Origin of the sequence: Flavobacterium sedimenticola, assembly GCF_030053345.1 — a bacterium.
Taxonomy (GTDB): Bacteria; Bacteroidota; Bacteroidia; order Flavobacteriales; family Flavobacteriaceae; genus Flavobacterium; species Flavobacterium sedimenticola.
In genome coordinates this window covers 41,905-55,645 of sequence record NZ_JASGBP010000009.1, presented here as the reverse complement: position 1 = coordinate 55,645, position 13,741 = coordinate 41,905, and the positions used below count along the sequence as shown (strand labels likewise).

Annotated in this window: 10 protein-coding genes; 8 read left to right on the top strand and 2 right to left on the bottom strand. The window is 43.3% G+C overall.

What is annotated here, in order from left to right; genetic code table 11:
* Both QHT84_RS12095 and QHT84_RS12090 read left to right on the top strand, forming a co-directional pair.
* Positions 1–939 carry a GNAT family N-acetyltransferase gene (locus tag QHT84_RS12095; RefSeq protein ID WP_283239823.1) on the top strand — a complete coding sequence of 313 codons (939 nt, stop codon included), beginning with the start codon at positions 1–3 and terminating at the stop codon, positions 937–939.
* Between the two features lie 587 nt (positions 940–1,526).
* On the top strand, positions 1,527–2,585 hold the full coding sequence (locus QHT84_RS12090; protein ID WP_283239822.1) for an acyltransferase: 1,059 nt from the start codon (positions 1,527–1,529) through the stop codon (positions 2,583–2,585).
* Positions 2,586–2,872: 287 nt separating this feature from the next.
* Here the strand turns inward: QHT84_RS12090 and QHT84_RS12085 are convergent, their stop codons facing one another.
* Entirely contained in the window at positions 2,873–5,212 is a 2,340-nt protein-coding gene (locus tag QHT84_RS12085; protein ID WP_283239821.1) for a T9SS type B sorting domain-containing protein, read from the bottom strand.
* Between the two features lie 94 nt (positions 5,213–5,306).
* Entirely contained in the window at positions 5,307–5,486 is a 180-nt protein-coding gene (locus QHT84_RS12080; protein ID WP_283239820.1) for a hypothetical protein, read from the bottom strand.
* A 60-nt stretch (positions 5,487–5,546) separates the two neighbouring features.
* Between QHT84_RS12080 and QHT84_RS12075 the strand changes: the two genes are divergently transcribed.
* The 6 genes from QHT84_RS12075 to QHT84_RS12050 all read left to right on the top strand — a co-directional run bounded on the left by QHT84_RS12075 (position 5,547) and on the right by QHT84_RS12050 (position 13,737).
* Positions 5,547–5,978, top strand: coding sequence for a MarR family winged helix-turn-helix transcriptional regulator (locus QHT84_RS12075; protein ID WP_283239819.1), 432 nt, complete (start codon positions 5,547–5,549; stop codon positions 5,976–5,978).
* Positions 5,979–6,081: 103 nt separating this feature from the next.
* A complete protein-coding gene (locus QHT84_RS12070) occupies positions 6,082–8,472 on the top strand; it encodes a 3-hydroxyacyl-CoA dehydrogenase/enoyl-CoA hydratase family protein (RefSeq protein WP_283239818.1) in 2,391 nt (796 codons plus the stop codon).
* Between the two features lie 37 nt (positions 8,473–8,509).
* A complete protein-coding gene (locus tag QHT84_RS12065) occupies positions 8,510–8,767 on the top strand; it encodes a four helix bundle protein (protein ID WP_321169619.1) in 258 nt (85 codons plus the stop codon).
* 148 nt (positions 8,768–8,915) lie between these two features.
* A complete protein-coding gene (locus tag QHT84_RS12060; protein ID WP_283239817.1) occupies positions 8,916–10,097 on the top strand; it encodes an acetyl-CoA C-acyltransferase in 1,182 nt (393 codons plus the stop codon).
* A 131-nt stretch (positions 10,098–10,228) separates the two neighbouring features.
* On the top strand, positions 10,229–12,019 hold the full coding sequence (locus QHT84_RS12055) for an acyl-CoA dehydrogenase family protein (protein ID WP_283239816.1): 1,791 nt from the start codon (positions 10,229–10,231) through the stop codon (positions 12,017–12,019).
* Positions 12,020–12,240: 221 nt separating this feature from the next.
* Positions 12,241–13,737, top strand: a complete 1,497-nt coding sequence (locus tag QHT84_RS12050) for a PAS domain-containing sensor histidine kinase (protein WP_283239815.1) — start codon at positions 12,241–12,243, stop codon at positions 13,735–13,737.
* Positions 13,738–13,741: the final 4 nt, after the last annotated feature.

Below are 13,741 nucleotides of genomic sequence, written 5' to 3'. Positions count from 1 at the left end.
ATGTTACCCGTAAGTCAGTCCATCACACTGCGCCCCATTCAATTACAAGACAGTGCTGTTATTTATAAAACCATCATGCGCCAAAGAGAATACCTCGGCAAATGGCTTCCCTTTGTGGCACATACCCATACCGAGCAGGACACTTTAAACTTTATTACGTCTGTAATCAGCCGACCTGCAGCGCAATGGGAACCCTTTTTTGTTATTGAATTTGAGGGGCAATTTTGTGGCCTCATCAATTGTAAAAACACCGATTTTATCAACAAAAAAACCGAAATCGGTTATTGGTTGTCAAAAGATTTTCAAAAGCAAGGCATCATGATTCAATCCCTGCAAGCACTTACGCACTATGTATTTGCCGAATTCGGAATGAATCGCATTGTAATTAAATGTGCCGTAGAAAATGAACCCAGCCAAAATGTGGCCCTAAAAGCCGGCTATAAATGGGAAGGAATTGAACGTGAAGGCGAGCAAATTAGCGCCCTTGCCTACAGAGACCTGCAAGTATTCAGCTTGTTAAAAAAAGATCTTCATGCCAAACCAATCCTCAAAAAGACAAAACCCGGTATTAACCATATCGAATTGTGGGTAGCCGATTTGGACACCTCGGTATCGTTTTACAGGGAAATACTGAATACCATCGGTTGGGTCCAAATTAATCCTACAGCGTTCGCCACAGAAACCATGGAGGTTTATTTAAAAGAAATGCCGCCACTCACTACAACCAATAGTTTGGGGGTGAGACACATTTGTTTTCAAGCAACAGAAAAAAAACAAGTCGATAAAGTGGCAAAGTTTCTCGTTTCCGAACAAGCCGTAATAATCAGAGGCCCTATACAAATGAATTATTCGGAAGGCTATTACACTGTAGACTTTTATGATCCTGATGGCTTAATTGTAGAAGTGGCCTATACCCCTAACATGAAATTCCTGAACTGAAACTAAGCCGAAGTTCAATTGGTAGCGCCAAATAAATCCAAAAGCCCATAACATTCCAAAAACAGGAAAACGTATAGCAGGCTCAACTCACAACGATTTGAAAACAGCAATCGTTAAGGGTTTGAGGTTCCCTATCAACCAAAAAACGTTAAAAACTACCGCAAATACCATGGTCAACAGAGCGATACCACGGTATTGGAGGAAAAAACACATGCCTTGTCCCTGCATCAGGAATTAATGGTTATTGATGCGCTTTGAGTTACAGCTAATACGTTGTTTAGTAGCTGCTGTGTGTTGCAACTCTAAGCTAACCCATCAGTTCGAGTGATTTTCGCGAAGTGAAAATTGCATCGAGAATCCATCAGTTCGAGTAGCCCATAGGGCGTACTTCTCGATACGATTTACAGCTACAAAAATTGGCATTTTTGTAGCTATTAATCACTCGAAGTGACGCTGCTGTTCGTTCAAAAAAGAGGGGCGTCAGTTCGAGTAGCCCGGAGGGCGTATCGAGAACCCCTCCACTAAAATCCGGCACAGATAAAATCATTGGGGTATTTTTACTATTTTTAAAGCGCATCGAAAAACATATGGAAACCAAATCGCGCATCAACTACATCGACAACATCAAAATAGCCATTACCTTTTTGGTAGTGGCCCATCATGCCGGACAACCTTATGGAAACACCGGCGGGGTATGGCTATTGGAAGACACCCCTAAACTGGAGTGGCTGTCTTCCTTCTTTTTTATCAATGCTGCTTACATGATGGGGTTTTTCTTTTTTGTCTCCGGTTACTTTATGTATTTTTCCGTAGCCCGAAAAAGTACGGCCGTTTTTCTTAAAGATAGATTTCGTCGCTTAGGCATTCCGTTGTTGTTTTTTATGTTCGTGGTTTTTGTTCCCCTCAGTTACATGATGGCAGATACCCGGGAAAACTATTTTGTATTCCTATACGATACCTATTTTCATAAACCGCCACTGGCGGTGGGGCATTTATGGTTTGTGGCGTCATTGTTGGCGTATACCTTTATCTTTATGGCCCTGAAAAAGCCCCTGCTAAAAAGCCGGGAATTGGTGTGGCAACCCTGGTATCCTTTAGTGTTTATCATGGTACTGGCTGCGGTAAACTATGGGGTTCGGTTAAAATACCCTATAGACCATTGGGAAACCTGGCTCATCCCGATAGAAGTAGCCCACCTGCCTCAATACCTAAGTTTGTTTCTTTTGGGTGTGGTAGCCAATAAAAATAATTGGCTCGAACAACTGCAACCCAAAACAGGATGGGTTTATTTTGCCGTAGGGGTCTCCCTATTTTGCATACGAGAAACACTAAACGAATGGGTTTCCGAAGCTATGGCAGAACCCTTAGTAGAGACTTTTTTATGCGTGGGTATTATTATGGGCAGCCTAGTAGGCTTCAAAAAATGGGGAAACAGTACCCATGCGGTAGTACAGTTCTTTTCCAACTGTTCTTACGGTATTTATCTTTTTCATGTGTTGTTGGTCATTGCTTTCCAACTACTGTTCCAAGGAATGGGCATGCCCACCTTGCTCAAATTCATTGCTGTAACCCTACTGGGCATAACATCTGCCGCCGTCCTCACCAACTTTTTAAAGAAAAATAAAGGGTTGAATAAAATTCTCTGAAAGCCACCATTAGCACGAGTAGCCCGAAGGGCATATCGAGAACCGAGAACCATTGTGCGTAAAAGCTTCTCGATACCATTTTACAATCTAAAAACTACCGTTTTTAGATTGCAAAATCACTCGAAGTGACGCGTCTTGTAGTAAAAAAAAACCAGGGTCGTCAGTTCGACCCTTCGATATATTTTGGCTTCGCCAAAATACTCAGGGTGACATCCTGCATTATTACCGTCAGTTCGAGTAGCCCGAAGGGCGTATCGAGAACCGAGAACCTGTAGTGCCTTCGAGCCCTAGCGCAGCATGGCAAAATGCCCCCGCTCCTCGGTACCGTTGGCCCGTTGCACCACAAACCAATAATCGGTAGAAGGCAACATCCGTCCCTGAAACTGTCCGTCCCATCCGTAACCATCTCCCGAAAATGAAGTGAGTATCGTACCATAGCGGTCAAAAATACGCACACGCATACCGGGTTCTAAATAGGCATTGGGTATAGCCCACACATCGTGTATTCCATCGCCGTTAGGGGTAAAGTATTTGGGATACATCAGCAAAACCGCTTCGCCTCGGGCTTCGCCACAGCCGTACACGTCGCGAACAAACACCTCGTATTTTCCGGGCAATAAATCGGTAAAGGTATTGGACTGCTGGTAGCTGATGCCGTCCAACGAGTATTCATAGAGGCCCGAGCCCGATACCGTCACCACTATACTGTTGTTTTGATCGGTCCAATCGCGAACACTGATATGGGTAATTACCGGGGCCGACGATAGTGATACCGTCGTAGTGGCTGTAGTGGCACAGGCAAAATTACCGTCCAGATGGGTTACCGTCACACTGTAATCCCCCGGTTGGGTCACCACTATATGAGGGGTCGTGGCACCGGTAGACCACAAATAGTGGTCAAATCCCGTAGGTACCGTCAAGGCAATAGCACTGCCGGCACACAGCCAATTAACAGGTTCTAAGTGTAGCTGCGGTTTAAGAACCACATGTAGGTCAAAAGACGTAACAGCATAGCAACCCGAAGCCGAAGTAACCCGGGCATAAAGGGTTTGCGGGTTCACCGTATTTTGAAACTGAAGCGGTAAGGCTCCTGTACCGCTTTCGGCATCCGCCTGCGAGGTATAAAACGTTACGGTGTGCTGGGTGGCAGACTGATTGGCCAAAACCACACTTTGCCACGGCGACAAGTCAAATAAGGCCAGGCCGTCGTTACCGGCATCGTCACATACTTTTACCGTTGCAGGTGCGGTAGCCGTCACCCCCGGCAATACGGTAACTGTAGTGCTGAAATAGCGCTCAAAATCTTGGCTACGGGCTTTCACACGCACGGTGTAGGTACCCGGCTGTGCATATACATGCGTCGGTTGCCAGGCCGTCGAAAAATTGCCGTCACCAAAATCCCAATACATGCTGTCGGGAGTCTTGGTGGTAGTCGCATTAAATACGATAGCATTACCGGCACAAGAACCGTTATGCTGTACTGCCGTAATATAAAAACCCGGTTGGTAAAAAGTAGGCAACCCGTAAAAGGTAATCCTACCGGCTAAGGCTGTGGTTAACGGCTGTAAGGTGCATCCCAAGCCAATCACATCGGGTTGCTGAATCACCGACAACCTGTTAGAACCATACGTGGCTACATAAATTTTGGCATCGGGCGCTAAGTCGAGCATACCCCATTGCAAATTATTCAAACCCGGCGTCACCTGAAGGGCAGAGCCTACGATATCGGCGGCTTGCAAATCAAACTGAAAAACAGCCGAATTGTCGTAAGAGGCTTCATTAACATAAACCGCATTGCTCGAAGGCGAAAACTCGGCACCAAACTGGTACCCTGTCATCAGCGTTAGCGGATTACTCACTACACCGGTTTGGGTATCAAAATCAAACAACTGCGTGTTGATAGAAGTATTCACATTCACCAATTTACGACCATCGGGCGATACCTTGAGTTGCCCGGCCGCGGCTATATAAGGCTGCGGTCCTATTACGACCGTGCCTACCGCACTAATCACAGGAGCCGAAACACCGGCCGCCGTTACCCGCCAAGCATAAAAAGCATTGCTGTTCCATTGGTGCCCCAGTACCCAAATATCGGTACCGTTAGGATGAGGAACGGCTGCCAGCTTTTCGCAACTTTGGGCCAATAACAAAACATTTTTAACCACCACATCGCCCAAACCGTTTTGTGCACTCATGTCGATTTCCGAATAGTATATCCCTTCTGAAGCTACTTCGCCGGCGGTAAACAAATAATACCTGCCGGGAACCCCCGGATGGGCAATACTCAAAGCCGAATGAGTACTCGAGCTGCCGCCTTTTAAACCGCTTCCGTTAGGCATGGTAGCGTGGTTGCGGTTAACCACGCGCATCCCATTAGAGTAAAACAGCAATTGCCCGTTGGCATCGCAAACGGTAGTGGTCCCTTCGTACGTATTAAAAACATTATCGGTGAGCGGCACCGGAACTCCTGAAGCAAAGGTCAGACCTGCCCTATTGCCAAAGTACCACACAGGATCGCGCTGCGCCGTTCCCGAAGTAAAACAAAACATGGCCCCCACAAGAAAAAATATCGGGCCGCATAATTTCTTTTTAAGCTTGATAATCAAGCGTGTAACTCCATTTTTCATACGCCAAATGTAAGCGTCAAGGTAACGTCATGCGCATGGTAATGTAATGAAGGGGAAACATTTTGACATAAACCGGGATTATCCCATCATGAAATTACCGGCTCAGTATTATGGCTTTGTTATACGAAGAGTGTGTTTTCGGTAGGACTCCCCCAACATAATGCGGAATACTAAGACCATCCTCATCCTCATCCTCATCCTCATCCTCATCCTCATCCTCATCCTCATCCTCACCCTCATCCTCACCCAAAACTTTTTTATAATTAGTATGCATGCATAATAAATTTTTTGTATCTTTGGATTTTAATCGCAATCGATATCGTAATTTTTAGGTATGAAAGATAAAACTATAGATTATATCCTCCGGGCAACATGGCAAGCGGTAGCACGCATGTACAACGAGGAAGCTTCAAAGTTTGACGGTTCTATGGCGATTGGTTTTGCCTTACTGAGTATTGACAAAGAAGAAGGTACGCCTTCTACCTACATCAGTTCGCGCATGGGCATGGAAGCCACCAGTTTAACCCGAACCTTAAAAACCCTGGAAGATAAAGGATTAATCATTCGCAAAAAAAATCCGGATGATGGTCGGGGTGTTTTAATTTACCTCACCGACCTAGGCAAACAAATGAGAGAGCAATCGAAAATAACGGTGCTCAAATTTAATGAAGTGGTCAAACAAAATGTACCCGAAGAAAAACTGCAGCACTTTATAGAAGTAGCCGATATCATTAACGAATTGATTACAGAGAAGAAGATTTTTTAAAGAAGTTGTAGGTGCTACGTTATAGGTTGTAAATCCTAAAACAATAAACAACTTAGCGCCTACAACACAGAACATATGACATACAACTTACAACAACAAAGAAATGAAACGAACAATTAAAAAAGTGGCCGTAATCGGTTCCGGAATCATGGGTTCGGGAATTGCGTGCCATTTTGCCAACATTGGGGTCGAAGTGTTGCTTTTGGATATCATTCCGAATGCCTTAACCGAAGCCGAAGAGAAAAAAGGACTAACGCTCGAGAGCAAAGCCGTTCGCAATCGTTTGGTCAATGAGCATTTGGCGAATGCCTTAAAGTCGAACCCATCGCCCATTTACAGTCAGAAGTTCGCTTCCCGAATCACGACCGGAAACACGACCGATGACATGGCCAAAATAGCCCATTACGATTGGATTATTGAAGTAGTGGTAGAAAGACTGGACATCAAAAAAGTAGTATTTGAACAAATAGACCGCTATCGAAAACCGGGCACTTTAGTAACGTCTAACACCTCGGGGATTCCTATCCAATTCATGAGCGAAGGCCGAAGCGAAGATTTTCAAGCGCACTTTTGCGGCACGCACTTCTTTAATCCGGCGCGTTACTTAAAATTGTTCGAAATTATACCGGGACCCAAAACCAGTAATGAGGTATTGGACTTCTTGTTCGATTACGGTTCCAAGTTTTTAGGGAAAACATCGGTCGTAGCCAAAGATACACCGGCCTTTATCGGGAACCGTATCGGTATTTTCGGCATCCAAAGCTTATTCCACTTAGTCAAAGAAATGGATTTAACCGTTGAAGAAGTCGATAAATTAACCGGTCCCGTTATCGGTCGTCCCAAATCGGCTACTTTCCGAACCGTGGATGTGGTCGGTTTAGACACCTTGGTGCACGTAGCCAATGGTTTATACGAAAACTGTCCGAACGACGAAGCACACGAACTATTCAAATTACCGGACTTCATCAACAAAATGATGGAAAACAAATGGCTGGGGAGCAAAACGGGGCAAGGCTTCTATAAAAAAGAAGGCAAAGAAATTCTGTCTCTCGATTTAAATACACTTGAATACAGAGCCGCTAAGAAAGCCTCATTCGCTACTCTGGAATTAACCAAGACCATCGACAAACCGATTGACCGTTTCAAAGTACTGGTCAAAGGAAAAGACAAAGCCGGTGAATTTTACAGAAAGAACTTCGCAGCGATGTTTGCTTATGTGGCCAACAGAGTCCCTGAAATTACCGACGATTTCTATAAGATAGACGACGCCATGAAAGCCGGATTCGGTTGGGAAAACGGACCGTTCGAAATATGGGATGCCATCGGAGTGCAAAAAGGGATTGAACTTATGGAAGCTGAAGGTTTAAAACCCGCCGCTTGGGTAGGCGAAATGATTGCTTCGGGTCACAATAGTTTCTACACCGTCAAAGAAGGAGCGACTTATTATTACCACATCCGAAGCAAGTCGCAAACCAAAGTTCCCGGACAAGACAGCTTTATCATCCTCAACAATATCCGCGAAAGCAAAAAAGTTTGGAGCAACAGCGGTGCTGTCATTCATGATTTAGGTGACGGCATCTTAAACCTTGAATTCCAGAGCAAAATGAACACCATTGGTGGTGATGTGTTAGCCGGAATCAACAAAGCTATCGACTTGGCCGAAAAGCAATACAACGGATTGGTTATCGGCAATCAAGCCGCTAATTTCTCGGTTGGCGCCAACATCGGTATGATCTTCATGATGGCCGTCGAACAAGAATATGATGAATTGAACATGGCCATCAAAATGTTCCAAGACACCATGATGCGTTGCCGCTACTCTTCTATTCCGGTGATCGTGGCACCACACGGCATGACTTTAGGGGGTGGTTGCGAAATGACCATGCACGCCGATAAAGTAGTCGCTGCGGCAGAAACTTATATTGGTTTGGTGGAATTTGGCGTGGGTGTTATTCCCGGAGGTGGTGGCTCTAAAGAAATGACGTTAAGAGCCTCTGATTTATACCGAAAAAATGATGTGGAATTAAACACCTTGCAGGAATATTTTTTAACCGTAGCCATGGCCAAAGTGGCCACTTCCGCTTATGAAGCCTTTGACATGGGCGTGTTGCAAAAAGGGAAAGATATTGTGGTGGTTAATAAAGACCGTCAAATAGCGGAAGCCAAGAAACACGCTTTACTAATGGCCGAAGCCGGTTACACTCAGCCTATCCAAAGAAAAGACATCAAAGTATTAGGTAAGCAAGCCCTCGGAATGTTCTTGGTAGGTACTGACCAAATGGTAGCCGGACAATACATTTCGGAACACGACCAAAAAATCGCCAACAAATTAGCTTATGTCATGGCCGGAGGAGATTTATCGGAACCAACACTAGTTTCAGAACAGTACTTGTTAGATATAGAAAGAGAAGCTTTCTTATCGCTTTGTACCGAAAGAAAAACATTGGAGCGTATCCAATACATGTTAACCAAAGGGAAACCGCTTAGAAATTAGTAGTAAGACAGAAGTATTAAGTAGTAAGACAAAGAGTATGCACAATTTCGAGAAATTAAAGATATGGCAAAAAGCAATGGACATTGCGGTAGCTGTTTATGAAATTTCCCTGCATTTACCCAATGATGAGAAATTCAATTTAATTCATCAAATTAAGAAATGTGCTGTATCTATTCCTTCAAATATAGCAGAAGGTTCCGGGAGGAATCACAACTCAGAATTTATTCAATTTTTAGGAATTGCCAACGGCTCAACGTTCGAATTAATAACACAATTAATACTTGAAAACGACTAAATCTTATAAAAGAGGAAATAGCACAACCCATAATTAATCAATTGGTAGAAATTTCAAACATGAATTTCTCCTTCCAAAAAACGTTAAAATCATAAACAAATGATTGGCAAGTCTTAATACTTAATACTCCAATCTTAATACTCAAAATATGAAAACAGCATATATCGTAAAAGCATACAGAACTGCCGTCGGCAAAGCTCCCAAAGGCGTATTCCGCTTCAAAAGACCCGATGAGTTGGCCGCAGAAACCATTCAGTTTATGATGAATGAACTGCCCGATTTTGACAAAGCCCGTATCGATGACGTCATGGTAGGCAACGCCATGCCGGAAGCCGAACAAGGTTTAAATGTAGCGCGTTTGATTTCCTTAATGGGATTAAAAGTAACCGACGTACCGGGCGTAACCGTAAATCGCTATTGTGCCTCAGGTTTAGAAACCATCGCGATGGCAACCTCCAAAATCCAAAGCGGAATGGCGGATTGTATTATCGCCGGAGGAGCTGAAAGCATGAGTTTTATTCCGATGGGTGGCTACAAACCAACACCCGATTATCGTGTAGCTGCTGAAGGACATGAAGATTATTACTGGGGGATGGGATTAACGGCAGAAGCCGTGGCCAAACAGTACAATGTCTCCAGAGAAGACCAAGATGAGTTTGCCTTGAACTCTCATTTAAAAGCGATTAAGGCACAAGCCGAAGGGAAATTCGACAAACAAATTGTACCGATTACCGTAGAGCACACTTTTATCAACGAAAACGGTAAAAAAGAAACCAAATCCTATACGGTTACGAAAGATGAAGGCCCGAGAGCCGACACCAATGCCGCTGCCTTAGGAAAATTAAAACCTGTTTTTGCTGCTGATGGAAGTGTTACCGCCGGGAATGCTTCTCAAATGAGTGACGGCGCCGCTTTTGTACTCATTATGAGCGAGAAAATGGTTAAAGAATTAAACCTTTCGCCTATCGCTCGTATGGTAAGTTATGCCGCCGCCGGAGTGGAACCGAGAATCATGGGAATCGGACCGGTAAAAGCCATTCCGAAAGCTTTAAAACAAGCCGGTTTACAACTAAATGATATTAATTTAATTGAGTTAAACGAAGCCTTTGCTTCCCAAGCCTTAGCCGTTACAAGGGAACTAGGTATTAATCCCGATATCGTAAATGTGAATGGTGGCGCGATTGCTCTGGGCCATCCGCTGGGATGTACCGGAGCCAAGCTATCGGTGCAATTGTTTGACGAAATGAAACGTCGTGGAGACAAATACGGTATCGTTTCTATGTGTGTCGGAACCGGTCAAGGGGCAGCAGGAATCTATGAACTATTATAACCTAACATTTCCTCTTTTTGTCATTCCGACGAAGGAGGAATCACCTATTTTCAGGAAGGATTTGATGAGATTCCTCCTTCGTCGGAATGACAAGATTGTAAAATAATTAATAAACTAAAAAAGCATATAAAATGGAAGATATAACAAGAGGCGGACAATTTTTGGTCAAAGAAACCAAATGCGACAATGTTTTTACTCCTGAAGATTTCACTGAAGAACAAATCATGATGCGCGATGCGGTGAAAGAATTTGTAGACAAAGAAATTTGGCCCAACAAAGATCGCTTTGAGCATAAAGACTATGCCTTCACCGAAGAAATGATGCGCAAGGCAGGAGAAATGGGCTATTTAAGTGTAGCGGTTCCCGAAGCTTACGGCGGCATGGGAATGGGATTTGTGGATACTTGTTTGGTGTGCGATTACATCTCGGGTGCAACCGGTTCGTTTTCAACAGCGTTTGGAGCGCACACCGGAATCGGTACCATGCCGATTACCTTGTACGGAACCGAAGCTCAAAAACAAAAATACGTTCCGAAATTGGCTTCGGGCGAATGGTTTGGAGCGTATTGCTTAACCGAACCGGGCGCCGGTTCGGATGCGAATTCGGGTAAAACCAAAGCCGTACTCTCCGAAGACGGTAAATACTACAGCATCACCGGACAAAAAATGTGGATTTCCAATGCCGGTTTTTGTTCGTTATTCATTGTTTTCGCGCGTATTGAAGACGATAAAAACATCACCGGTTTCATTGTGGAAAACGATCCGAGTAACGGCATCAGCATGAACGAAGAAGAACACAAACTCGGGATTCGCGCCTCCTCTACCCGACAAGTCTTTTTTAACGAAACCAAAGTGCCGGTAGAAAACATGTTGGCCGGTCGTGGCGAAGGGTTTAAAATTGCCATGAATGCCTTAAATGTAGGACGTATTAAATTGGCGGCTGCTTGTTTGGATGCACAACGTCGTGTAACATCTAATGCCATTCAATACGCCAATGAAAGAGTACAATTCAATACCCCGATTTCGAGTTTTGGTGCCATTCGCTACAAATTAGCCGAAATGGCCACTTCCGCTTACGCCGGAGAAAGTGCTACGTATCGTGCCGCGAAAGACATTGAAAACCGCATCAAAATTCGCGAAGCCGAAGGTGCCAGCCACCAGGAAGCCGAATTAAAAGGTGTGGAAGAATTCGCCATCGAATGTTCTATCTTAAAAGTAGCGGTTTCGGAAGATGTACAAAACTGTGCTGACGAAGGTATCCAAATTTACGGTGGTATGGGATTCTCCGAAGACACGCCAATGGAAAGCGCTTGGCGTGATGCGCGTATTGCCCGTATTTACGAAGGTACCAATGAAATCAACCGCATGTTGTCTGTTGGGATGCTAATCAAAAAAGCCATGAAAGGGCATGTTGATTTATTAGGCCCGGCCATGAAAGTGCAAGAAGAATTAATGGGCATCCCTTCCTTCGAAACACCGGATTATTCGGAATTGTTTTCGGAAGAAAAAGAAATGGTAGCCAAATTGAAAAAAGCGTTCTTGATGGTCGCCGGAGCCGCCGTTCAAAAATACGGTATGGATTTAGACGCACATCAGCAATTATTGACCGCAGCGGCAGATATGCTGATTGAAATATACGTAGCCGAAAGTACTATTTTAAGAACCGAGAAATTGGCCAAAAAACAAGGTGAAGAGAAAGCCAAAGAGCAAATTGCCATGGCCAAATTATACCTGTACAAAGCCGTAGACATCGTCACTCAAAAAGGAAAAGAAAGCATTATTTCGTTTGCCGAAGGCGATGAACAGCGCATGATGCTTATGGGGTTACGTCGTTTTACCAAATATACCAACATGCCGAACATTGTTGGCCTAAGAGAAACTATTACCGCCAAATTGGTGGCGGAGAATAGCTATTGTTTCTAAATTTTAGTTTAGTTAATTGTTTTTTTGAGAACCATCTGCTAACGCAGATGGTTTTTTTTTGGAGTTGCCTTACCGCTCTGTATATTTAAAAAAATAAAAACACTTGTTAACTAATTTAACATTTTTAAAAAAAATATATGAAAAAAGTTACGTAAATTTGAGATACTCTTCTAATCTTTTTAGTTAAAATGTATTAAAATTCAAGCAATGTATTCTTAGGTATGAGCAAAAAAGAAGGAGACGACAATGAGCTTCTCGTGAAGATCAAAGAAATCTCCGATTACAAATATGCGCTTGATGAATCGTCCATAATAGCTATCACTGACCAAAAGGGAATTATAAACCATGTTAATGACAACTTCTGTAAAATATCAAAGTATTCACGAGAGGAACTTCTAGGTAAGGATCACAAGATAATTAATTCAGGGTATCATTCTAAAGAGTTTATAAAAAACCTTTGGAGGACGATTGCACAAGGTAAAATTTGGAAAGGAGAACTTAAAAACAGAGCCAAAGACGGTACCGCCTATTGGGTCGATACTACTATTGTACCCTTTTTAAACGAACACGGGAAACCGTACCAGTACGTGGCGATTCGTTCCGACATCACTGAACGCAAAAAAGCGGAAGAGGAATTACTCAAAAAAATCAAAGAAATCTCCGATTACAAGTATGCCTTAGACGAATCCTCCATAGTAGCCATTACCGATCAAAAAGGCATCATCACCCACGTGAATGATAACTTCTGTAAAATATCCAAATACAGTCGTGAGGAGTTGTTGGGACAAGACCACAGGATCATCAATTCGGCTTACCATTCCAAGGAATTTATCAAAAATTTATGGAAAACTATTGCCAAAGGAAACGTTTGGAAAGGCGAATTAAAAAACAAGGCCAAAGACGGTACCGCCTATTGGGTCGATACCACCATAGTGCCTTTTTTGAACGAGCACGGCAAACCATATCAATATGTAGCCATACGCTCTGATATATCGGAAAGAAAAAAAGGAGAAGAAAAAATTGCCAAAATGCTCATTAATGCCGAATACCAAAACAAACAATTGGTGGACTTTTGCAACATCGTTTCCCACAATCTCAGAGCGCCATTGGTCAATATTTCAATACTGCTCGATTATATAGAAACCTGTGATGACCCGGAAGAAAAAATAGAAGTATTCGACAGAGTCAAACCCGTTATAAACCATCTCAACGGAATACTCGACGAATTGGTCGAATCCTTGCAAGTAAGACAAGATAACGATATCGAATCAACCATCATCAATTTAAAAGAAACAACCGAAAAAATATTAATCGGATTCGAGGGACAAATCAAACTGTATAATGCCAAAATCACCACAGACTTTAGTGAAGCGGAAAAAATAAACTATCCGCAACGCTATATCGAAAGTATACTGGCCAACCTGATCAGCAACGCCTTAAAATACAAATCACCCGACCGAGACATCGCTATTGATATTAAAACTCAAAACAGCGATGAAGGTGTGATTTTGTCGGTAGCCGACAACGGACTCGGTATTGATTTAGACTTACACAAAGACAATATCTTTAAAATCCGTAAAGTATTCCACAAGCATCCCGATGCCAAAGGCTTTGGATTATTTATGACAAAAACACAAGTGGAAGCCATGGGAGGCAAAATTTGGATTGACAGCATCCCCGACAAGGGAAGTACTTTTTACATACAGTTTAAACCCTAACTAT

Excerpts from the sequence above, each read along its gene's own strand:
- QHT84_RS12085 (WP_283239821.1), bottom strand. The coding sequence starts at position 5,212 with ATGAAAAATGGAGTTACACGCTTGATTATCAAGCTTAAAAAGAAATTA.
- QHT84_RS12055 (WP_283239816.1), top strand. The coding sequence starts at position 10,229 with ATGGAAGATATAACAAGAGGCGGACAATTTTTGGTCAAAGAAACCAAA.
- QHT84_RS12075 (WP_283239819.1), top strand. The coding sequence starts at position 5,547 with ATGAAAGATAAAACTATAGATTATATCCTCCGGGCAACATGGCAAGCG.
- QHT84_RS12065 (WP_321169619.1), top strand. The coding sequence starts at position 8,510 with ATGCACAATTTCGAGAAATTAAAGATATGGCAAAAAGCAATGGACATT.
- QHT84_RS12090 (WP_283239822.1), top strand. The coding sequence starts at position 1,527 with ATGGAAACCAAATCGCGCATCAACTACATCGACAACATCAAAATAGCC.
- QHT84_RS12080 (WP_283239820.1), bottom strand. The coding sequence starts at position 5,486 with ATGCATACTAATTATAAAAAAGTTTTGGGTGAGGATGAGGGTGAGGAT.
- QHT84_RS12095 (WP_283239823.1), top strand. The coding sequence starts at position 1 with ATGTTACCCGTAAGTCAGTCCATCACACTGCGCCCCATTCAATTACAA.
- QHT84_RS12060 (WP_283239817.1), top strand. The coding sequence starts at position 8,916 with ATGAAAACAGCATATATCGTAAAAGCATACAGAACTGCCGTCGGCAAA.
- QHT84_RS12070 (WP_283239818.1), top strand. The coding sequence starts at position 6,082 with ATGAAACGAACAATTAAAAAAGTGGCCGTAATCGGTTCCGGAATCATG.
- QHT84_RS12050 (WP_283239815.1), top strand. The coding sequence starts at position 12,241 with ATGAGCAAAAAAGAAGGAGACGACAATGAGCTTCTCGTGAAGATCAAA.